Source organism: Asaia siamensis (assembly GCF_014635085.1).
Classification (GTDB): domain Bacteria; phylum Pseudomonadota; class Alphaproteobacteria; order Acetobacterales; family Acetobacteraceae; genus Asaia; species Asaia siamensis.
The window spans coordinates 153,374-174,720 of record NZ_BMCH01000007.1 but is presented as its reverse complement, the minus strand read 5'-3'; the positions used below and the strand labels follow the sequence as shown (position 1 = coordinate 174,720).

26 protein-coding genes are annotated in these 21,347 nt (G+C 59.5%); 6 read left to right on the top strand and 20 right to left on the bottom strand.

What is annotated here, in order from left to right:
* Positions 1-183: 183 nt before the first annotated feature.
* Genes IEV53_RS13005 through IEV53_RS12995 form a run of 3 tightly spaced genes read right to left on the bottom strand, consistent with a single transcriptional unit; the run spans position 184 to position 2,359 of the window.
* Entirely contained in the window at positions 184-1,197 is a 1,014-nt protein-coding gene (locus IEV53_RS13005; RefSeq protein ID WP_188427247.1) for an NAD-dependent epimerase/dehydratase family protein, read from the bottom strand.
* 5 nt (positions 1,198-1,202) lie between these two features.
* On the bottom strand, positions 1,203-1,700 hold the full coding sequence (locus tag IEV53_RS13000) for a DUF192 domain-containing protein (protein WP_188427246.1): 498 nt from the start codon (positions 1,698-1,700) through the stop codon (positions 1,203-1,205).
* A 17-nt stretch (positions 1,701-1,717) separates the two neighbouring features.
* Entirely contained in the window at positions 1,718-2,359 is a 642-nt protein-coding gene (locus IEV53_RS12995) for an MBL fold metallo-hydrolase (protein ID WP_229719885.1), read from the bottom strand.
* 194 nt (positions 2,360-2,553) lie between these two features.
* Here IEV53_RS12995 and IEV53_RS12990 point away from each other — a divergent pair, with 194 nt between their 5' ends.
* Positions 2,554-2,904 carry a RidA family protein gene (locus tag IEV53_RS12990; RefSeq protein ID WP_188427245.1) on the top strand — a complete coding sequence of 117 codons (351 nt, stop codon included), beginning with the start codon at positions 2,554-2,556 and terminating at the stop codon, positions 2,902-2,904.
* A gap of 144 nt (positions 2,905-3,048) precedes the next feature.
* On the top strand, positions 3,049-3,831 hold the full coding sequence (locus tag IEV53_RS12985; protein ID WP_188427244.1) for a CHAP domain-containing protein: 783 nt from the start codon (positions 3,049-3,051) through the stop codon (positions 3,829-3,831).
* Between the two features lie 101 nt (positions 3,832-3,932).
* Here IEV53_RS12985 and IEV53_RS12980 read toward each other — a convergent pair whose 3' ends face one another.
* The 13 genes from IEV53_RS12980 to IEV53_RS12920 all read right to left on the bottom strand — a co-directional run bounded on the left by IEV53_RS12980 (position 3,933) and on the right by IEV53_RS12920 (position 14,472).
* Complete coding sequence (locus tag IEV53_RS12980) at positions 3,933-4,388, bottom strand: 23S rRNA (pseudouridine(1915)-N(3))-methyltransferase RlmH (RefSeq protein WP_188427266.1); 456 nt, start codon at positions 4,386-4,388, stop codon at positions 3,933-3,935.
* Between the two features lie 9 nt (positions 4,389-4,397).
* Entirely contained in the window at positions 4,398-4,856 is a 459-nt protein-coding gene (gene rsfS, locus IEV53_RS12975) for a ribosome silencing factor (RefSeq protein WP_188427265.1), read from the bottom strand.
* A 114-nt stretch (positions 4,857-4,970) separates the two neighbouring features.
* Entirely contained in the window at positions 4,971-5,597 is a 627-nt protein-coding gene (locus IEV53_RS12970) for a nicotinate-nucleotide adenylyltransferase (protein WP_229719883.1), read from the bottom strand.
* 1 nt (position 5,598) lies between these two features.
* Positions 5,599-6,855, bottom strand: coding sequence for a glutamate-5-semialdehyde dehydrogenase (locus IEV53_RS12965; RefSeq protein ID WP_188427242.1), 1,257 nt, complete (start codon positions 6,853-6,855; stop codon positions 5,599-5,601).
* Positions 6,856-6,930: 75 nt separating this feature from the next.
* Positions 6,931-8,085, bottom strand: coding sequence for a glycerate kinase (locus tag IEV53_RS12960; RefSeq protein ID WP_188427241.1), 1,155 nt, complete (start codon positions 8,083-8,085; stop codon positions 6,931-6,933).
* 104 nt (positions 8,086-8,189) lie between these two features.
* Positions 8,190-9,284, bottom strand: a complete 1,095-nt coding sequence (gene ychF, locus IEV53_RS12955; RefSeq protein WP_188427240.1) for a redox-regulated ATPase YchF — start codon at positions 9,282-9,284, stop codon at positions 8,190-8,192.
* The gene (gene pth, locus IEV53_RS12950; protein WP_188427239.1) at positions 9,284-9,862 is read right to left on the bottom strand and encodes an aminoacyl-tRNA hydrolase; all 579 of its coding nucleotides are present in this window, start codon (positions 9,860-9,862) and stop codon (positions 9,284-9,286) included. Before pth ends, ychF begins: the two co-directional genes overlap by 1 nt.
* Positions 9,863-9,882: 20 nt before the next feature.
* Positions 9,883-10,521 carry a 50S ribosomal protein L25/general stress protein Ctc gene (locus IEV53_RS12945; RefSeq protein ID WP_188427238.1) on the bottom strand — a complete coding sequence of 213 codons (639 nt, stop codon included), beginning with the start codon at positions 10,519-10,521 and terminating at the stop codon, positions 9,883-9,885.
* 235 nt (positions 10,522-10,756) lie between these two features.
* Entirely contained in the window at positions 10,757-11,341 is a 585-nt protein-coding gene (locus IEV53_RS12940; protein ID WP_188427237.1) for a histidine phosphatase family protein, read from the bottom strand.
* A gap of 12 nt (positions 11,342-11,353) precedes the next feature.
* The gene (locus IEV53_RS12935; RefSeq protein WP_188427236.1) at positions 11,354-12,286 is read right to left on the bottom strand and encodes a ribose-phosphate pyrophosphokinase; all 933 of its coding nucleotides are present in this window, start codon (positions 12,284-12,286) and stop codon (positions 11,354-11,356) included.
* A gap of 317 nt (positions 12,287-12,603) precedes the next feature.
* The gene (locus IEV53_RS12930) at positions 12,604-13,272 is read right to left on the bottom strand and encodes a DUF799 domain-containing protein (RefSeq protein ID WP_229719882.1); all 669 of its coding nucleotides are present in this window, start codon (positions 13,270-13,272) and stop codon (positions 12,604-12,606) included.
* Positions 13,269-13,694, bottom strand: a complete 426-nt coding sequence (locus IEV53_RS12925) for a DUF4810 domain-containing protein (RefSeq protein ID WP_188427235.1) — start codon at positions 13,692-13,694, stop codon at positions 13,269-13,271. Before IEV53_RS12925 ends, IEV53_RS12930 begins: the two co-directional genes overlap by 4 nt.
* Before the next feature lie 52 nt (positions 13,695-13,746).
* On the bottom strand, positions 13,747-14,472 hold the full coding sequence (locus tag IEV53_RS12920; RefSeq protein WP_188427234.1) for a CsgG/HfaB family protein: 726 nt from the start codon (positions 14,470-14,472) through the stop codon (positions 13,747-13,749).
* Positions 14,473-14,710: 238 nt separating this feature from the next.
* Between IEV53_RS12920 and IEV53_RS12915 the strand changes: the two genes are divergently transcribed.
* Positions 14,711-15,715, top strand: coding sequence for a glycosyltransferase family 61 protein (locus tag IEV53_RS12915; protein WP_229719881.1), 1,005 nt, complete (start codon positions 14,711-14,713; stop codon positions 15,713-15,715).
* A 70-nt stretch (positions 15,716-15,785) separates the two neighbouring features.
* Here the strand turns inward: IEV53_RS12915 and IEV53_RS12910 are convergent, their stop codons facing one another.
* The 4 genes from IEV53_RS12910 to rfaD are packed head-to-tail and all read right to left on the bottom strand — an operon-like array spanning position 15,786 to position 19,321.
* Positions 15,786-16,715 (bottom strand): hypothetical protein, encoded by a 930-nt coding sequence (locus IEV53_RS12910; protein ID WP_188427232.1) that lies wholly within the window; start codon positions 16,713-16,715, stop codon positions 15,786-15,788.
* The gene (gene pgeF, locus IEV53_RS12905; RefSeq protein ID WP_188427231.1) at positions 16,712-17,506 is read right to left on the bottom strand and encodes a peptidoglycan editing factor PgeF; all 795 of its coding nucleotides are present in this window, start codon (positions 17,504-17,506) and stop codon (positions 16,712-16,714) included. The genes IEV53_RS12910 and pgeF overlap by 4 nt, the downstream gene beginning before the upstream one ends.
* The gene (gene lgt / locus IEV53_RS12900; protein WP_188427230.1) at positions 17,499-18,332 is read right to left on the bottom strand and encodes a prolipoprotein diacylglyceryl transferase; all 834 of its coding nucleotides are present in this window, start codon (positions 18,330-18,332) and stop codon (positions 17,499-17,501) included. The genes pgeF and lgt overlap by 8 nt, the downstream gene beginning before the upstream one ends.
* Before the next feature lie 8 nt (positions 18,333-18,340).
* Complete coding sequence (rfaD, locus tag IEV53_RS12895) at positions 18,341-19,321, bottom strand: ADP-glyceromanno-heptose 6-epimerase (RefSeq protein WP_188427229.1); 981 nt, start codon at positions 19,319-19,321, stop codon at positions 18,341-18,343.
* Positions 19,322-19,527: 206 nt separating this feature from the next.
* On the opposite strand from rfaD, the gene IEV53_RS12890 reads away from it, so the two are divergent.
* The 3 genes from IEV53_RS12890 (at position 19,528) to proC (ending at position 21,271) form a co-directional block, all read left to right on the top strand.
* A complete protein-coding gene (locus tag IEV53_RS12890) occupies positions 19,528-19,812 on the top strand; it encodes an accessory factor UbiK family protein (protein ID WP_188427228.1) in 285 nt (94 codons plus the stop codon).
* A 158-nt stretch (positions 19,813-19,970) separates the two neighbouring features.
* Positions 19,971-20,477: a type III secretion system chaperone family protein gene (locus tag IEV53_RS12885; protein ID WP_188427227.1), complete on the top strand. Its 507-nt coding sequence runs from the start codon at positions 19,971-19,973 to the stop codon at positions 20,475-20,477.
* On the top strand, positions 20,474-21,271 hold the full coding sequence (gene proC, locus IEV53_RS12880) for a pyrroline-5-carboxylate reductase (protein ID WP_188427226.1): 798 nt from the start codon (positions 20,474-20,476) through the stop codon (positions 21,269-21,271). Before IEV53_RS12885 ends, proC begins: the two co-directional genes overlap by 4 nt.
* Positions 21,272-21,347 lie beyond the last annotated feature (76 nt).

Here is a 21,347-nt window from a genome sequence, read left to right as displayed (position 1 = left end):
AACCTTACCCTAACTCACTGATATCACTCAGTTCCCAAGGCAGTCACCGCGGCGTGTTCCGCTGCGGTGAACGGGCTTTTAGACCCCACACCCACACCCGTCAATCACAAAATTTCAAAAAAATGACACCAATTCAAAAAAACTCGACCAGACGTTCAAACACGCAGGTCTGAACGACACCGTTCAACCGGCAGCGCAATCGAAATCGGTGACGCTTCCCGCATCGGCTTCCTGAGGCTCATAAGCCCGGAACCATTCGACAAACCGGCGAACGCCTTCCTCAAGGCTTACGACAGGACGCCAGCCGGTAAGCGCTGTTATTTCCTCATGGGAAGACCAGGTGGCCTCGACATCGGAAAGGGGCCGACGCTTTGCCTCGATCACAGCCTTGCACCCGAGCTCGCTCTCGAGCAGCGCCACCAGACGACTCACCGGGGTGGGAGAATCACTACCCAGATTGAACACGCGGGAAACACCCTTCTCCGGCTCATGGGCCAAAGCCGCCACCACACCGGAGACAATATCGTCGATATAGGTGAAATCGCGGGCCAGCCCCTCGCCCGCATAAAGGGTAAGCGGCTTACCTGCCGTGATGGCACGGGCGAATTTGTAATAGGCCATATCAGGCCGCCCCCACGGACCATAGGCCGTGAAAAAGCGCAGCCCTGTCTGACGAAGGCCGTAGAGATGCGCATAGGCGTGTGCTGTCAGTTCGCCTGCTCTCTTGGTCACCGCATAAAAGGAGCCGGGCCGATCGACCGCATCGGTCTCACGAAAAGGCATGGTCTCGTTGAGGCCATAAACCGAGGAAGACGAGGCATAGACGATATGGCGAAGACCCGTCAGGTGACGTGCCGCCTCAAGCAGCACGACATGGCCCATCATATTGGCGGTGATATAGGCACAGGGATCGGCCAGCGAATAACGCACACCAGCCTGTGCCGCGAGATGGACGATATGTGTGATGTCTGGATGCTCGGCCATGATGGCATCGACATCATCCCGAATGCTCAGATCACCCTGACGGAAAGTGAAGCCCGGTTTCGGCGCAAGCTGGCCCAGACGGTCCTTTTTCAGCTGAACGCTGTAATAATCGTTCAGTGAGTCGAACCCGACCACCTCGTGCCCCTGGCTCAGCAACCGCTCAGCCACATGATAACCGACGAACCCTGCCGCGCCTGTCAGGAAGATCTTCATTGCCTTCAGCGTGCCGTCGGCAGGGCTTTGGAGGAAACGACGTCTCCAACGACGATACCATTCTTCTCCATCGTGCCCGCTGCCACTTCAAGCACCGCAGCAGAATCGCCATTGCCGCTCAGGCGTCTTTCACTGAACGGGACCGTCTTTTCCGCCATCGCCTGAATATGGCCATCAGGCGCTATGAACACCATATCGAGCGAGGCAGGGGTGTCGTGCATCCACATCGCTGCAGCCTCGGGCGGCGTGAAGAGAAAGAGCATTCCGGTGCCCTCAGGGGGCGACGCACGAAATGTCTCGCCTGCTTCCTTCTCTTTTTCACTGCGGGCTATCTCGACCGTGAACTCATGCTTGTGTCCCTGACGGTCAGTGATTGTCAGGGGCGCTTTTTCGAGCGGCTTTTGCGCGACCGCCGGTTTGGCGTCGTCGGCCAACACGCCGGAGACGGGCAGAGCAAGGGCGATCCCCGCCAGAAGCAGACCCTTCGTGAATAATGTCTTCATACAGGGGCTCCCGGCTATCAGTTCAGAAAAGGATTATTCTTTCGTTCTTCACCAATCATCGTCGGCAGACCATGACCGGGCAGAACAATGTAATCGTCAGGCAGGGAAAGCAGTCTGCGCTTGATCCCGGCAATCAGGCCTTCATGGTCGCCATAAGCGAAATCAGAACGACCAACAACACCACGAAACAGGGTGTCTCCCACGATCGCAAGCTTGTCTTCATGACATATAAAGACAACGTGCCCTGGCGTGTGACCGGGGCAGTGCGCCACCTCGAAACGGGCGCCCGAGAATTCCAGGATCTCACCATCGACGACGAAATGGTCGGGATGGGCATTATGGAGATCGAACAGGCCAAAAGCCTGAGCCTGGTCTGTGACCGAATTCAGCAGAAACTCGTCACGCCGGTCAGGGCCGATAATGCGCACAGGGGTTGTCTGTCGGCGCGCCAGCCCTTCTCGAAGGGCATCGGCCCCACCGACATGGTCGAAATGCCCGTGCGTGAGAAGAATGGCCTCGACAGTCATGCCATCAAGAATCTTCAGCAATTCTGGTGCGTCGCCGCCCGGATCTACAACAAGAGCCTGTCCGGTCTCCGGATTTTCAAGCACCGTGCAATTCTGGCGCAGGGGGGTCACCTTTACAGTGCGGGCACGCAAAACCGGCTTCTCCTTCGCGGTCGTGGATAAAGGCAGGTCCTTGAGAGGCCTTTAGGCGCGATACCGCGCCACTGTCTCACAGGCAAGCAATCATCGACCCGTCAGGATTGACCCGATGCCTTACCCGGACCAGAGTTCGGCCAAGCGGGCACGGCATGGCTGGCCCGGCAACCCAAGGTTTTCAGGAGACCCTCATGAGCCGCATCATCCGCACGGAACCCAACCCCGTCATGTCGAAGGCCGTCGAATATCACGGCTTCGTTTTCACCCAGGGTGTTGTTGCCCGTAACCTCGACGCCGATTTCGCTGCGCAGACGGCAGACGTGCTCGAGCAACTCGATATCCTGCTCGAGCAGCATGGCACCGACAACACCCGCATACTGCAGGCCCAGATCTGGCTGAAGGACATTGCTGACCGCGATGCGCTCAATGTTCAGTGGACGGCATGGCTGCCGAAGGAATCGGCCCCCGCACGTGCCTGCGTTCAGGCCGTTCTGGCTGACCCGCGCATGCTTGTTGAGATCATGCTGATCACAACAAAGTAAGGCCTCTTGACCTTTCCCCGGGCTGACACAAAATTTTCTCGGGGAAAGTTCATAAATTCGCCATGACTCCGCACTACACGGGTTGCATATTCAAGGTGAACACAGTTACCTAGATGCAACACATAACGGGCGGATGCGGAATCAATGAACGTGAGACAGAAAAGTTGCCTCAGACTTCTGCGCAGGCCGTTTTTTTCGTCTCTGACCGCATTATCCGTTCTGATCGGGTCGGCGCTTCTCGCACCGAAGGCTGAAGCCCGCCAGAAGATTTCTCACAAATCTGCCATGCATGGTGTGCATGTCGCTCATGTGAGCGGCTCGCATCGCGGTGCCATTCACCAGACCCGTTTCACACCGCGCCGCCACCGCTCGGGCGGACATGTGATCCAGTGTGTTGCCTACGCCAAAGCCGCTTCCGATGTTGTTCTGAGCGGTAACGCTCGCGACTGGTGGGAAAATTCCCGTGGCGTATATGCCCGCGGCTCCGCTCCCGAACCCGGATCCGTTCTGAACTTCCGCGCGATTCGTCGCATGCCTTACGGTCATGTCGCTGTGGTTCGCGCGATTGAAGACAACCGCACCATTGTTATCGACCAGTCTCACTGGGCGCAGAATGGCGTGGCAAAGAACGTACGAGTCATCGACGTTTCTCCCAATAATGACTGGTCGGCAGTTCGCGTTGCGCTCAACAGCAAGACCGAGACCTACGGCAGCATCTACCCGACCTACGGCTTCATCTATGGCCGTCCTGATGACGGGGTGATGATGGCTAACAATACGCCTGCCCCGGCACATCGTTCCATCCGCTCGCATTCTGTTGCGACGCAGAGCTTTGCCGCGCTGCAGCATCCGATGAATTCGACGGAAGTTGCAGAAGCGCCGGATGATGCATTCGGCCTTGAAGGCCCGAGCCGCAACCTGCGCTAAGCACTTCTCTCACCGCATTGCCCTTGGGCGGCCCGGAAACGGGTCGCCTTTTTTATTGCCCGAAAGGCAGGCTGATCAGAGCAAGACCAATATCGTGTCGGCTACGGCCGGGCAGCGCGATGATAGGGATGTCCCGCGCTGATCGCGCGCGCGCGATAAATCTGCTCAGCCAGAAGCAGACGGACGATCATGTGCGGCCAGGTCATGCGCCCAAAGGAAATGCGCGAATCGGCGCGATTGATCACGCTTGCCTCGAGCCCTTCTGCACCACCAATAACAAAAGACACCTGCTTGCCTGTAGCCAGCCAGGTCTCGAGCATTGTTGAAAACTGCTGGGAGTCGGGGGACGTACCCCCTTCATCGAGGGCAACCACAATGCTGCCCTCAGGGCAGGCTGCAAGAATTGCTGCAGCGTCCTTGCGGCGGATTTCGAGCGCACTGCCGCGCGATTCGGCAATCTCAACCAGTTCGACCCTGGGGCGGGTGCGCTCGACATAACGGTCGAACAGTTCCCGCTCCGGCCCTCTCTTCAATCGACCGACGGCGACGATCCTGATCATGAAAGATCAGAGATCCGTGGTGTCGGCTTCGTCTGCGGCGCTGTCGTCGAGATCCTTGCCCCACATGCGCTCAAGCGCATAAAGCGCACGGCTTTCAGGCTTGAAGAGATGCACCACGATATCGCCGGTATCGAGCAGCACCCAATCCGTGCCGTTCGCGCCTTCGATGGTGATGCGCTTGATGCCGATCTCGTTCAGCTTGTCTTCAATGTGCGACGCCATGGCGGCGATCTGACGATCGGCAATACCGGTTGCGACCACCATATGATCGGCAAAGCTGGCACGACCGCGCAGATCGAGGGTCACGATATCTTCTGCCTTGTCTTCATCAAGGCTGGTCGTGATGACAGCCAGTGCCTGCTCGACAAGTTCACGCGCAACGGTTTCACGCGGTGCGGCGGCAGCGCGCGACTTGCGCGGCCCGGCAGCAGCCGCCTTCTTGCGCGGCGTGCCCGCCGTTTTCAGGGTTGCAGTCTTCTCGCCCGTGGCAGGCTTGGTCTCACCAGCGGACGCACGGCTGCGACGGGCTGGGGTGGTCGTCTCGTCGGACGGTTTTCTGGCGATGGCTCGACACTCCGGTCAATTCATTAGAGAGCGCGCGGCGGGATAATTTCCAGAATCCCTCAGCGCTGTCGCTGATATACCGTTTTGCGGCGCCGGAAGAAAAGCCCAGACACCACCTTTAGAGCGCGACATGACTGGCCCCTGCCTTGGGGGCACACGCATATGGCTGAGAGCATGGGTCGCCCGTCCTGAAAGGGCCGTCCGGTTGCTGCCCGGTCTCGGCACCACGGCCATGGGCACATGCAGGGCCAGTTCGCGCCAGCGCCGCCAGCGGGTAAGTGTGGCCAGACTATCTGCCCCCATGAGCCAGACAAAGCGGGCACGAGGAAAGCGCAGGCGAAGCAGGGCAATCGTCTCGACCGTATAGCGTTTGTTCAGCCGCGCCTCGATATCGGTGGCGATGATATGCCGCCCGTCAGCGAGCGCATGAGCCGAAGCCAGACGGTCTTCAAACGGGGCCATACCGATTCGCGGCTTCAGCGGGTTGCCGGGGGAGACCATGAGCCACACCTGATCGAGCCGCAGATGGGTCAGGGCATAACGGGCCAGTTGCAGATGGCCCGCATGGGCAGGATTGAATGAGCCACCCAGCAGACCGATCGAAATGGCGCGACTGTCACCGTATTTCGGAATTTGCGGCACGTCAGGGGCGCGTCTGGCCGGTGCCGCGCACCTCGTAACGGAAGGTCGTAAGCTGCTCGAGACCGACCGGGCCGCGGGCATGGATCTTGCCGGTCGCAATACCGATCTCGGCGCCGAATCCAAACTCGCCGCCATCGCAGAACTGCGTCGAGGCATTCCACATCACCACCGCGCTGTCGGTGCCGTTCAGAAACTGCTCCGCCACTTCCGCATTCGCTGTGATGATCGCTTCGGTATGACCGCTGCCATAGCGCGCGATATGGGCGAGCGCTGAATCGACGCCGTCGACCACCGCCACAGACAGGCGCGCATCAAGCCACTCTGTGGCGAAATCGTCGGAACTGGCGGGCTCGAGGTCATGCACGATGCTACGCGCTGTCTCGTCACCCAGAATCGCACAGCCCAGCGCATGAAGATCCTGCACCAGAAGCGGCAAGAGGCTCGCCGCGATTTCCCGGTCGATCAGAAGGGTCTCGGTTGCGCCGCACACACCTGTCCGGCGCATCTTGGCATTGGCCAGAATCTCGCGTGCCATCGCGAAATCGGCGTCCTCATGGATATAGGTGTGGCAAAGGCCATCGGCATGGGCGAGCACCGGCACACGCGCTTCGCGCTGCACACGCTCGACGAGTGATTTGCCCCCGCGCGGGATGATCATGTCGATTTCGCCCGCTGCACCCAGCATGGACGCCACATGGGCGCGGTCGGCATCCGGCACGATCTGTACGCATTCGCGCGGCAGACCCGCCTGCTCGAGACCTTGCTGAATACAGCTCTGGATGCAGCGTGCCGAATTGAGGCTTTCAGACCCACCACGCAAAATGACGGCATTGCCCGACTTGATGCTCAACCCGGCGGCATCGGCGCCGACATTCGGCCGGCTCTCGTAAATCATGCCGAGCACACCAAGAGGGGTCGCTACGCGACGAATCATCAGACCATTGGGACGCGTCCACTCAGACAGCACACGCCCCACGGGGTCAGGCAGCAATGCAATCGCATCGAGTCCCTTGGCCATGGCTTCGATACGTGCCGGGGTCAGTGTCAGCCGGTCGATGAAAGCGGCGCTTGCCTTTGATGTCGCCACATCGCGGGCATTGGCCACGAGAATATCGGCCGAATGGCGACGCAGCGATTCGGCTGCTGCCCGAAGGGCCTCATTGCGCTGGCTTTCCGGGGCAATCGCAAGAATACGGGCGGCAGCGCGTGCTGGTCCGGTCAGAGCCTTGAAGTCGGACTGGGGGGTGACGGCTTCCATCCTGCATTCTCCTGTCTGCGATGCATCGGGCGCTCTGTCAGCGCCAGGGCTGCAAAAGAGCGATCAGGCTATGTATCACTCCTGCACCGCTTGAAAAGATCGCCCGACCGCCAGCCCTGCTGCAACGTTGCGTGCACAGCGACGCAGGGAGGGGGCAGCGTCTGACAAGGCTTCTTCAAGCGAGCAGGGACGATCGAGACTACTGAACAGCGCATCAAAGCCCAGTTCGTAGAGTTTTTCGCAGTCTTCTCCCAGCGTACCCGCAAACGCCAGAACGGGCTTGCCTGCCTGTCTGGCCATGCTCGCAATCGCATGAGGCGCCTTGCCCTGCGCCGTCTGCCCATCGAGGCGCCCCTCTCCCGTGATGACCAGATCGACCTGGCTCATCAGTGTGTCCAGTCCGAGCAGACGCGCAATGGCTCCAGCCCCGGGAACGAGCGTTGCCCCGCACAGCGCGACCAGCCCCAGAGCGGTGCCACCCGCAGCCCCCATACCGGCATCCATAGACAGGTCGCGCCCGCAGCGCGCCTCGAGCAGACTGGATAACCGGGCCAGCGCCCCATTCAGAATAGTGACCATGGGGGGTGTTGCGCCCTTCTGGGGCCCGAATACGGCTGCAGCGCCACTTTCCCCGAGCAGGGGTGCCGTCACGTCACAGAGAATCTCGATACGGCATCCGGCAAGACGCGGGTCGAGCTTTGCGTCGTCAAGGGTGAAGACAGAGCCCAGCGGCCCCCCGCCCTGGGCGATTTCCTCACCACGCAGATCGCGCAGCGACACGCCGAGTGCCTGCAGAAGCCCTGCTCCGCCATCGCATGTGGCACTTCCGCCCAGAGCGAGAACGAGATGCTCGCAGCCCAAATCGAGCGCTGCGAGCATAAGCTCGCCTACACCACGGGTCGTTGTGAAAAGGGGCTCTCGCGATTCAGGGGGAACCTGCGCCAGCCCGGCAGCTTCGGCCAGTTCGATCAGGGCCGTACGCCCTTCGTTCAGAACGGCAAATCTGGCTGCAACCGGCACACCGAGCGGACCGCAGACCAGACGCCTTTCCAGCTGGCCGCCAAGCGTGCGCGCCATGATAGCCGCCGTACCCTCGCCCCCATCGGCCATGGGAAAGGCGTGATAGCGTGCCTGCGGGAAAATATCGGAAAAACCGGTGACAATCGCCTCGACCACCGCCTCGGCGGTCAGGCTCTCCTTGAAGGAATCACAGGCGACGAGGATTTCCATGGCGCGCTCCAGAACAACGCACCATTCTTGCCTGTAACGCCAAGCGGTCAAGTAGTGACCGCCCGCGTCAGGCAAAATCTCTTACCCCGATGGGGTCAAAGAGGTCAGACGTTGAAACGGAACAGCAGGACATCGCCGTCCTGCACCACATATTCCTTGCCTTCAATGCGCAGCTTGCCTGCTTCCTTGGCGCCGGACTCACCGCCACAGGCGATATAGTCGTCGTAGGCCACGGTTTCGCAGGCGATGAAGCCACGTTCGAAGTCGTTATGAATGACGGCTGCCGCCTGCGGGGCTTTTGTGCCCTTGGTGATGGTCCAGGCGCGGGTCTCTTTCGGACCGACCGTGAAATAGGTGCTGAGACCCAGCAGGCCATAACCAGCAGCAATAACGCGGTCGAGACCGGAATTGCTCAGCCCCAGCCCCTCGAGGAACTCTGCGCGCTCTTCCTGCGGCAGCTGGCTGACTTCGGCTTCAATGGCGGCAGAGACCACGACCATGGCAGCCCCTTCGGCCTCGGCACGCTTGCGCACGGCTTCGGAATGGCTGTTGCCGGTGGCAGCAGAGCCTTCCTCGACATTGCAGACATAGAGCACCGGCTTGGTGGTCATGAGCTGCAGGCGGCGCGCCGTCTCTTCCTCACCTTTCGGCACGGCGGTACGGGCAGGCTTGCCCTCGCGCAGGGCCGCGATGATGGGGTCCATGATGGCGAGCTGCTGCTGCGCTTCACGGTCATTGCCGCGTGCGCGCTTCTGCAGCGAGACCTGGCGCTTTTCGAGCGAATCCAGATCGGCCAGCATCAGCTCGGTTTCGATGATTTCGGCATCACGCACGGGGTCCACGCCACCCTCGACATGGGTGATGTCGTCATCCTCGAAGCAGCGCAGCACATGGATAATGGCATCGACTTCACGGATATTGGCGAGAAACTGGTTGCCCAGACCTTCACCACGAGATGCACCGCGCACGAGACCGGCAATATCGACAAATTCGAGGCTGGTCGGCAGGATCTTCTGCGACTTGCCAATGCGCGCCAGATTATCGAGGCGCGAATCAGGCACGGCCACGCGCCCCACATTGGGTTCGATGGTGCAGAAGGGATAATTCGCCGCCTGGGCCGCTGCCGTTTCCGTCAGCGCGTTGAACAGGGTGGACTTGCCCACATTAGGGAGCCCCACGATGCCACAATTGAAGCCCATCAGCGTTTCTCCCCGCACAGCATGGCGATTTTTGTCATTGTTGCTTCCGGCTCCCCTTTGGCCAGCAGAGGCGACGCCGCAGCCACGGCATCGAGAAGCGCTTCGAGTTCGTTCTGTTCGGCCTTGGCGAAATCGCCCAGCACATGGCCCGTCACACGGTCCTTGTGGCCGGGATGGCCGATACCGAGGCGCACGCGCTGGTAGTTCTGGTCCCCCAGCATCCTGTCCATTGAGCGAAGGCCATTATGCCCCGCTGCGCCGCCGCCCCGTTTGACGCGCACCTTGCAGAAGGCAAGATCGAGCTCATCATGAAACGCCGTGATGTCAGAGACCGGAATCTTGAAGAACCGCGCAGCCTGCTGCACGCTCTCGCCGGATAAATTCATATAGGTCATGGGCTTGAGCAGAAGAACCTTTTGTCCCTCGATGCTGCCCTCGGCCGTCTCCCCCTTGAAGCGCGCACGCCAGGGAGAAAACCGGTAGTATTCGGCAATACGCTCGACAGCCATGAAGCCAATATTATGGCGCTGCCTGCGCATGCCGGGCTCGGGATTGCCGAGCCCGGTCCAGAGTAGCATTGCGGCCACCCTGAGCGGTCTTACTTCTTCTTCGCAGGAGCGGCGGCTTCAGCAGCAGCCTTCGCAGCGGCTTCAGCTTCCATCTCGGCATCGACCGTCGGCGGTGCGATGGTGGCGATGACGAAGTTCGGCAGCTGCAGAACAGGCGTCACGTTCTCGGTGCCGGTCAGGTCGTCCCAACGCACGTTGTCGTGGATGTCGAGCGCGCTCAGATCAACCGTGAAGCTGGACGGAATGCTGTCAACGTCAGCCATGACGTCCACCGTGTGGCGAACCAGGTTCAGCACGCCACCGCGCTTGATGCCCGGAGCCTTGTCTTCACCCGTCACATGGATGGCGACGGTCACGTGGACCTTCTCGCCAGCCGCAAGACGCTGGAAATCGACATGGATCGGAGCGTCGGTCACGGGGTGCAGCTGCACTTCACGCAGCAGGGCGCGCACGGTGCCGCCTTCGAGCGGCAGCTCAAACAGGCGCGAGCGCCAGCCGCCACGAACCATTTCCTTGTGGATGATGCGCGGGTCGATCGCGATCAGCGCCGGCTCCTGCTTGCCACCATACACAACACCCGGCACCAGACCGGCACGTCTCGTTGCGCGCGCTGCCCCCTTACCAGCCTTCGCGCGCGTAGAGACTTCGAGGGACGTCATATTTGTCACGGTATTCTCCCAAATTCATTGCACTCACGGCCTCCAGGGGTGCCTGAGTGATGGGGCGCCTTACCGGAAATGGGGGGGTAAAGCAATGTTCTTCGGGATTCGGAGGGGGATTCTTCTCGGAGCTCTGCCCCGAAACCCGCAAAGGGGCACAGCCCCTTTGATCCTGACACTGTTTCAGTCAGGGATGAAAGGGATCTGTTCCGTTCCCGAGGCGCGGAGCAGCGCCCCGCATCGCTCACTCGTAAGCGGTGAGAACCCAGCCATTCTCTGTCGGGTCGCAGTAGAGTGGCACAGCATTGGCCAGACGCACATTGATCGGCAGGCTCATCGCAGCACGCAGCGCACGGAAAAGCGCGCCATGGGCCACGATCATGGGGATACCGTCCTGTTCGAGCGCGCGATTGACGGCTTCAGCCGCACGGGTCTTGAGCCCCTCGAAGGTTTCGCAACCTTCGGGTGTGAACTGACCTTCGATCCAGGGATCGTACCAGTCGCCCATGGGTTCGCCTTCCATTACGCCGAAGCAGACTTCCTCGAGGCCCTGATCGGTCACCAGCGGCAGGGTGACGCCGCTCGAAACGGCAATCGCCTCCTGCGCGGCCAGCGCGGTGTCATGGGCGCGTGTCAGCGGGGAAGAAACGATGCGGGCGATGGGCGAAGCGCCATCGCGCCAGTGACGGGAGAGTGAGTCTCCCGCCTTGATGGCCTGCTCCCGCCCTGTGGCGTTCAACGGGATATCTGTCCGGCCCTGAGAGAGATTCTGTGCGTTCCAGTCGGTCTGACCGTGGCGCAGATACCAGAAGGGGCGACGAAGCAGCATGAAAACCGGTCCTTAGTCGAAAAGCGAAGAGACAGAGCTTTCATCTGCCACAGCACTCATGGCGCGCGCCAGCAGATTGGCCGTGCTGATTTGACGAATATTGGGCGATTCTTCCATGACATCCGTCGCAGGAATGCTGTCGGTGAGCGTCAGCATCTTGAGCGGAGACGCCTTGACGCGATCGACTGCCATGCCGGTCAGCACACCATGGGTCACATAAGCCTCGACCCCGGCGGCACCATGCTTCATCAGAGCTTCGGCCGCGTTGCACAGCGAACCACCGCTATCGACGATATCATCGACCAGAATGCAGTAGCGCCCCGCGACATCACCGATCACGTTCATGACCTCGGACACACCGGCGCGTTCGCGACGCTTGTCGATGATGGCCAGATCGGTGTTCAGACGCTGCGCGAGCTGACGGGCACGAACCACGCCGCCGACATCCGGCGAGACGATCATGAGGTCTTCATTCGGGTGACGGGCATTGATGTCGCGCTTGAAAAGCGGTGCGGCATAAAGGTTATCGACCGGAATATCGAAAAATCCCTGAATCTGCATGGCATGCAGATCCATGGTCAGAATGCGGTTCGCACCAGCCTCGACAAGCAGGTTGGCCACCAGCTTGGCGCTGATCGGCGTACGCGGACCGGATTTGCGATCCTGACGGGCATAGCCGAAATAGGGCATCACAGCCGTGACACGACGAGCCGACCCGCGACGCAGGGCGTCAAGCATGATCAGCAGTTCCATCAGATTGTCATTGGTCGGCGAACAGGTGCTCTGAATGACGAAGACGTCTTCGCCACGCACGTTTTCCTGGATCTCGACGAAGACCTCGGCATCGGCGAAGCGCCGCACCGACACCTTGCACAGAGGCAAACGCAGCTCCTGAGCCACGGCACGCGCCAGAGGCAGGTTACTGTTACAGGCGACGATCTTCATCGGGAAACGACTCCGGTCCGGGACGGCAGCAAACGCGGCCTTCTAACAACGCCGCGCCACGCTGTCATTAATTCATGGCGGCCCGGATCGACCGATAGAGCGTTTTTTACAACTCTGTGACTCTCGCCACCCATGTGCTGGGTATCCACCCCAAAGGGGGGGCTTCCGACGTCATCATATCCGTCCAGCATATCCCAAACACTTTCCCTACCATCAGGCCAGATGCCACCTGATATCAGCGGGACTGTGTTTCTATAGGAACGATGCTCCTGTCATCCCCCCCTCCCCGTCTCCGGAGAGAGGGAGGACAGACAGCTTCAGTCGGTATCGTATTTCACCGAACGCGGCCCGTAGAGCAGACCATCCGGCGGCCCTACCTTCAGAAGACGGTTGGCGGCTGTGCCGGCTTCGACAAAACTCTCATCCGTCAGGCTATCGACAACCTGATTGATAGCCGCATTGACGAGCACACCGATCAGACCACCAGCGCCGGAATTCTGATTCTTCTCAGCGCTCGAAGCCGTTCCGGTCCCAGTCCAGAGCACTGAGCCGGTCTTCAGATCCACGAGCTTCGCACTGGCTGTCACGACGGTGTTGCTGTTGATCACGTGATAGACCGAGCCGTAATCGGTAATGGTGGTGTACAGCACGGCATCGGCGCCATAAATCGTACGCAGCTTTTCGGCGGGGACCTGAATGATTTCATCAGGAACGCTCAATCCGTTCTGTCGGAATGTCTCGGTCTCGAGCGTGACGGGAATGACGTAATAACCGCCCTCGGCCAGCGGCAGTGTCATCTGCGACAACAGACCGCTGGTAGCCTTGATATCGGGCGTATGATTGACCGGCGGCAAAACGAGGATGGTGCGCGGCTTCGCAGCCTTGAAAGCGGTGTAATCGGGAGCTTTGACCTGTGAGGCACAGGCTGTAACGGCAAAGCAGAGCGCCAGCGCAGCAAAACGCCCCATCAAAGAAAAAGACTTCATGACGACACCTTCGTATTTTGAGGCGCACTGACATTCTGAGTCTGGGGCGAATTGGAAAACGAGCCTGGGGCCTGACCGAGATTCTTCAGCAGGAAGTCCATATAGGTGGTGGCTTCAGGAAAAAGCGTCTTTTCCTGAGTGAATTCCTGCTGCGCCAGATCGGTCTTGCCCTCTGTGGCATAAAGCAGGCCGAGATGTGCATGAAAGCCAGGAGGAACCGAAAGCCCCTTGGCGCGCGCCTTCTCCATGTCTTTTTCCATGACGTTAATCTGGGCCAGCGGATCTGTCTTGCCCTGAAGGTAGAGATATTGCTGAGCCTGAAAATTCTGCCAGCTATAGAGCGGCGGCGTTGACTGCCCGGAGCAGGCAGCCAGAACTCCTGGCAGCGCTATGCCTGCCAGAATTCTTGCGTAACGAGACATGGTTTGGAAATCCATTTATTGGTTTTATAAGTAGAATCGAAGTCACAGAGAGTCAGTGAATCTGACCCGAATCGACCTCCTGGGCGAAATGGTTCACGGCATCCTGGATAGCCAGATCGAGTACCTTGCCATTGAGGGTCGAGTCATAGGCGGCTGTGCTGCCAAACCCGATCACTTCGCGATCGGACAGGCTGTATTCTGCTGCCCCTTCGCTGGTTGCCACGATCTGGGAGGTAAGAGGATTGACGATCTGCAGGCTCACCTTGGCATAGGCAATCTGGCTGTGCCCCCGACCGGCAATACCGAAAAGCTGCATATCGCCCACATCCTTGCGACCGAACGCCGTCACGTCGCCGGTTACAAGATACTGCGCGCCTTGGATCGACTGCCCCTGTCGCAGGAATCCTGCCTCCTGCTTTCCCTCGGCCAGATTATCCCGATCCATGACCGAAAACCGGCCCGATTGCTGCAGGCGCGTCAGAAGAATCACGCGCGCCTGGTTTCCCAGACGATCAATACCATCGGAAAAGATCCCGTTCATGTAGTTCGACCTGTTGGCGAATTTACCTGCGGCAATCGGGATGCGTGGCCCGTTATAGGGCGTCTGCGCTACCTGAACGGGAGGCACGGGCAGAGTATGTGAGGATTCTGTCGCACAGCCTGCCAGAAGCAGGGCTGATGACAGCATTCCGGAGATGAAAATTTTTACGCGCACGAGAACCGTGTCCTTGATCGTTATTATCCAGTCAATACACCAAAGAATCAGAGAATTCTTCATGATAAAAATAACCTCATAAAATATTGAACAATCTCCGGGTGTGATAAATTTTTCGATACTTAAGAAAGATATCCGCGATAAATTTCATCGTTTCCATACTGCCTATGTTACCCAACAGATAATTTTAAGATATTTTATCATATTATTTTTGTATTTGTAATTTTTATCAAATAGTTATCTATTATATGTTATGTTTTATATTTATTTATCAGTAAAAATAATTTAAATATTAAAAGTAATGTTGCAAGAAAAAGATCTTCATTGCCCGAACACGTTTGGAAGGTCACTTGTTCTGACGGGAAACCCTTCGTTTTCCCATCATGAGGCCGCGCTCGTACGCCATCACACGCTTTATACACCTGCTGGTATTCTGATTGAAAACGCCACTTATTGCGCAGGGGAAAATATTGCCGGCACCTTCGATTATCATGTTTACGCTCCGCGGGTGATCTCGCCTGATCTACCTGTCTGTGACGGACCGGAAGACTGCTTCTGGCTGGGCTATTTTCACGACCACTTTGGCCATTTTCTCACCAGCACGTTGCAGCGTCTCTGGCATATTCAGAAATGGCAGCGTCATTACGCGGGATATGTTTTCCCCAATCGCAGGATTTCGGAAAAAAACCTCCCGTTCATGAGCAGAATATTCGAAATTCTGAATATCAACGAGACACAGATTTTTCATGTTCCGGAAAATACCATGATGAGAAACATCATGGTTGCCGAACCAGCTTTTATCGAAAACGCACATTGCTACGAAATCTGGGGCACATTCATGCGGGAACTGGGAAGGAAGATTCTTGGCTCCCGTGGGACAGCGCCTGAGAAATATCCAGTCTTTCTCTCTCGCAGTCTGACCCGTTCACCCACGCGCAGTTATGACGGAGAAGACGAACTGACGAGCCTTCTGATGGCTCTCGGCATCAGATCCTGTCATCCTGAATGTCTCTCATTGCAGGAGCAGCTGGCTTTTTGGGATAGCCACGCCGTTTTCATCGGCTTTTCAGGCTCGGCTTTCATGAATGCGGCATTCTTCGAGAACAAGACGCTCATCGTCCTCAATCATGACGGCTATGTTTTTGGCACACAGCGCATGATCGATTCTATTGCGGGAAACAGGGCCCTCTATCTGGATGTGTCACCCTTTCTCGAGCTTCAGGATGCAACCTCTCAGCGTTACCGTATCACGAGGCCTGGCGCTCTTGGGGCCGAGATTGTCACCGCCATACGGCGCCTTGGCTGAAGCGCGCTATAGCGCATGGGGGCGGTAATGCCTTGAGCAACATGTTGCCGCACCTGCATGGCAAGGGGGGCTATTTTTTCGTCGCAGGCGTTTCCGGTGGCAAGGGCTTGTGATCACGTCCTGAGTAATTGGTGATGATCTGATGCACGCCACCCGCTGCCTCGGAAGCTGCGGCCATGGCAACATCCCCCCAAGGCCCATCCAGTGAATGGGCGTCGATATCATGTAGCTGCGTGGCAGCGCCCGCCTCCTTGCCGTCGGCAGCCACTGTGCGCCATGAAATCTCGATATGCTGGCTTGGGTGGCCAGTCGTGCCGGCAGGGCCATCGCTCACGGTCACAATCGCCTCGACGCTGTAATCGGCGTCCTTGGGCGTGCTCTGCAACTGGTCATGCCTGTCAGGAAAGCTTGCAGTAAAAGCGCGCGCCAGCGAGACATTCCCGTCACCGGGGGCGCCCTTTACGCCTTTGAAATACACCTTGGCGGGGCGGCGCTTGAGGCTATGCGGGTCAGCTTGCATCATCGCAGCCTGAATACCGGTCAGAACCGAGCTGATCTGCGGTGCCGATGCGGCGGCCAGCGAGGAAAGCACAGGCTTTTCGCCCTGCGCCCAGACGGAAGCCGGGACGGGCGCCGCATCCCAGTGGCCGCGCGCTTCGCCATTGGGCATCATCACGACATAATGCGGCGTCACATCGCTGCCCTGCAGGGTCGCAGAGAGCTTGAGCCACCAGTCACCGGGCTTGGCTGGCTGCGCCACCGCAGGAAGTGACTGATCAACCAGCTGGGTTGCGACCTCTCTCGCCCAGAGCGCCGAGGCCGTATTATCGAGCAACGAATCAGGCGGGGTCGGCACCGCCAGACGCGGCGGCGGCGTGGTCAGTGCCAGACGACGGCCTTCCGGTCCGGGATCACCAAACGGATGCGGCATGTCCACGCACCCTGCCAGCAGGGTCATGGTGCTGAACAGACCGATACAGGCTTTCAGAGACCCCTTCATGCCCGGGCTCCTGCCCGGATGGCCGAAATCTGATGGCCAATCGCACCACCACCGGCCAGGGTGCGACGACGGTGGCTGAAAAAGCGCCTGACATCGAAACGCGTATCGAGCCCTACCGCAGAAACATGGTGCAGCCCGGCACGACGCAATCTGTGAAGGCAGTAGCCGGGCATATCGAAAAGAAAATGTCCGTCACGCAAGGCAGGCAGGAAGAAATGGGCCGCCTCAGGAGAGGTATCGAGCACGGCTTCGCGCATCTCGGGTCCGACTTCGTAACTCTCCTGACGGATGCAGGGCCCGACACTGGCCACGACATCCCCGGCACCAAGAGCTGCCATGGCCGAAAGCGTTGCCTCAAGTACGCCTCCGACCGCTCCACGCCATCCTGCATGGGCTGCGCCCACGACATGGCCATCGGGACTGGCAAACAGAACCGGGCTGCAATCGGCGGTGATGACACCAAGCGCCAGATCATCGCGATCGGTCACGAGCGCGTCGGCCTTGGGGCCACGTCCGGTCTGCCAGACAGGCGTTCCGTGCGTCAGGGTCACAACATCAGCTGAATGGGTCTGCGTCAGCCCCAGCAGCGAGGGCGCTTCGACCCCAAGAAACCGCGCAACCCGACCACGATTTTCGGCAATGTTTTCCGGCCGGTCGGCAGAGGCCAGGGAGCAGTTGAGCGAATTGAACGGGCTGGGCGAGACGCCGCCCAATCGGGTGAAGAAGCCATGACGCAGAAAGGCCAGGGAATCTGCCTGCAGCACCCAGCCACGCGGTGCCTGATCAGCCATCGACCTTTTCTCCCTCGATCGAATGCGGGTGACGCATGCCATAGGCCATAAGCCAAAGCCCGGCCAGCGCCATCGGAATGCAGAGCACCTGCCCCATCGTCACGCCGAAAGGCAGAAAGCCGATAAACGCATCAGGTTCGCGAAAAAGCTCGCAGAAGCTGCGCGCCACCGCATAGCCGAACAGGAACAGACCGGAGAGAAAGCCATAGCGCATGCGCGCCCAGGGGCGGCTCGCGACAACGAGCATGACAGCAAGCAGCAGCAGCCCTTCAGTCAGCGCCTCATAAAGCTGCGAGGGATGACGCGCGACAGGGCCGCCCGTCGGAAACACCATCGCCCAGGGCAGCCAGTCCGGCGCCGGGCGTCCCCATAATTCACCATTGATGAAGTTCGCACAGCGGCCAAGCCCAAGACCGAGCGGCACGATGATGGTGATGCGGTCGGAGAAAGACAGAAAGCTGAGCCCGTTGCGCCAGGTGAACCAGGCAAGCGCCAGAATCACGCCCAGCGCACCACCATGGAAAGACATTCCCCCCTGCCAGACCTCAAGGATGGAGAGCGGATGGGTGAGATAGAAACCCGGCTTGTAGAACAGGATATATCCCAGCCGCCCCCCGAGCACGACGCCGAGCATGGCCCAGAAGGCGAAATCATCCACTTGTTCCCGTGTCGCAGCACGCGGCGCCAGGCCGCAGAGCCGGATGGCGATTTTCCACCCGATCAGGATCGAGAGGATATAGGCCAGCGCGTACCAATGCACGGCCAGTGGCCCCAGATGAACGGCAATCGGATCGAACTGGGGCAGGATGATCGGGTGGGATTGCATGGGAAACTTTACAGATAGGGGTCTGGCGTCGCGAGATAATCGCGCACATAGCGCGTGATACCGTCTTCAAGCGAGGTGAAGGGTCGATCATAGCCCGCTTCACGCAGACGGGTCATGTCGGCACAGGTATAGGATTGATATTGCCCCTGCAAAGACTCGGGCATGTCGATGAACTCTATGCGGCGCGGCACACCCGCGGCATCGCACACGGCATTGGCGAGATCGACATAGGTACGAGCCGTGCCCGTGCCGCAATTGAAAAGCCCGCTGACCCTAGGATGGTCGTGCAGCCAGAGCATGACCGAAATCAGGTCGCCTACCCAGATGAAATCGCGTGCCTGAGCGCCATCTTCCAGATCTGGCCGGTCAGAACGGAAAAGCCTCGCCGGTGCACCGCGCATCACCTCGTCGTATTTGACCTTCACGACGGAGATCATCGACCCTTTGTGATACTCGTTGGGGCCATAGACATTGAAGAATTTGAGCCCCGCCCACTGGCGTGGCATCAGACCACCCGAGTCGATCCGGGCCTGGAGATGCTGGTCAAAGACATGCTTGGACCAGCCATAAAGATTGAGGGGTCTGAGCGCGGACAACGAGTCAGGCGCATCGGAAAAGAGCTCGGGCCTGTCTGCCGCCCCGTAAGTGGCTGCCGAAGACGCATAGAAGAACGGTACGTCACGCACCGCACACCAGTCGAGCAGGGTTTCAGACAGCTCGACATTGGTGCGCCACACCAGATCACCATCACAGGCCGTGGTACTGCTGATCGCCCCCATGTGAAACACGGCAGTGATCTCGGTCGAGTTCGACAGGAACGTCTCGAGCGCGTCCGGATCGATCAGCAGATCGGGCGGATGCTGGGCAAGATTACGCCATTTGCCCTGGTCACGAAGGCGGTCCACGACCGCGACAACCTCGCCCCGCGCCTTGAGCGCAGCGACCAGGCACGAACCAATAAATCCGGCGCCGCCGGTGACGATCATCATGGAACCTGTATAAGACGCCGCAACGCAACCTCCAAGCCACACCAGCCGGAGAAAAACGCGGCACGGGCATCCCTGACGGGGCCTCCTGCGTTGCTCTTGGCAGAGGTGAGAGTCAGTCTGGGCACAGCTTGGCCCCGACTGAACGCACGGGGGCCTCATAATCGCCCGGTCGCCAGACCGGACGCCAGGACAGCAAGGAAACCGCCATGGCAGACCGGCCCCGTTTTTTCGATGATCTTGCAGGCGCCGCCGGAGGCGCGTTCTCGGCCCTGACTGGGCTGCGCGAAGAGCTTCACGCCGTCGTACGCGCCCGTATCGACGAAGTGCTCTCCTCGCTTGATCTGGTGCGTCGCGACGAGCTCGACGTGGCCCGTGAGCTGGCCACCCGCGCCCGCATGGCCCAGGAAGATGCCAATGACCGCCTCGCCCGTATCGAGGAGCGTCTCGCCGATCTGGAAAAAGCCGTTACCGCCCCTTCATCGCACTCTTGAACTCTGCGGATATCTGCGTCCTTGCAACCGGGGCCGGGCATCCGTAACGTGACCTGATATGACGATTCGCGGTCTGATTTCCGCGGGTTTTCATATCTTTGCAGACATCATGATGCGCACCGCCTCGCGTCGCGCATCACCGGCCCAGGGAGTCCCGAATGCCTGCTCTTTCCTTCTCCTCCTCCTCGCATCAGGATACCAATCCGCTCGACGTCATGGAGCAGATCGTCTGCGGCCATGACTGGGCGTTCGACCGCCGTACCGAATCGGAAATGGCCGCCGAAGCGCCGGGCAAATGGTGCGACTATGGATTGTATTTTTCATGGTCCCGCGAAATTGCGGCCATGAACTTCACCTGCACCTTCGACCTGCGGGCTCCCGCCAATCGCCGCAAGGCTCTGTACGAACTCATCGCGCTCGCCAATGAGCGTCTCTGGATCGGGCATTTCAGCCTCGACCTCGAGACCGGCACGCCGGTTTTCCGGCACTCGGTTCTGTTGCGCGGTGCGACCAGCCTTGCCGCAGAAAGCATGGAAGACATGATCGATATCGCCATCACGGAATGCGAGCGGTTCTACCCCGCCTTCCAGTTTACACTCTGGAGCGGCAAGACGCCGGCAGAAGCCCTCGAAGCCGCCATGCTCGACTGTATGGGTGAAGCATGAGCCTGCCTTCTCTACTTCTCGTCGGCTGCGGCAAGATGGGCGGCGCACTCTGGCAGGGCTGGCTCGAACAGGGCGTCGCCCCTTCGGTCATTCTCGACCGCAGCTGCGCTGCCCCGCCTGCCCCTCATCGCCTGGCCCGCACAGCAAGTGAAATTCCTGCCGATTTCAAACCCGACATCATCATTCTGGCGGTCAAGCCAGCCGGAATGGAAGAGGCGCTCGCGTCGCTGCGTCCGTTCCTTGATGGCGCCATCATCATCTCCATGCTGGCTGCACGCACCATAGACAGCCTGCGCGCCGCCTGTGGTGACGCCGCCAGCACGAAGATCGTGCGTGCCATGCCCAATACGCCTGCGGCGATTGGCAAGGGCGTGACAGGCGTCGTCAGTCAGGATCTTGATGAGGACGGACGCACGCTCTGCACGGCGCTGCTTTCGGCCGTGGGCGACGTTGCCTGGGTCGAGAGCGAAGCCCAGCTTGAAGCCCTGACGCCAATCTCGGGATGTGGCCCGGCCTATGTCTTCCTTCTGGCCGAATTGCTGGAAAAGGAGGCCCTGCGTGTCGGCCTGCCTGCCGAAACGGCGCGGCTCATCGCGCGCGGTACGGTGTCAGGGGCAGGCGCGCTGATTGCTGCCTCGGACGAGAAGAGCGCGACCCTGCGCAAGAACGTCACGAGCCCCAATGGCGTCACTGCCAGGGCACTTGATGTCCTCATGGCACCGGAAGCGTGGCCCGAGACCATGACCAGGGCCGTTGACCAGGCCATGGCACGGGCGAAAGAGATGGCCTCCTGAGACGAAAACCCGCCTCTGAACCTGTCATTCGATTGTCACGACGCGCCCATAGGTTATTATCGGGCGCTTCAAGACA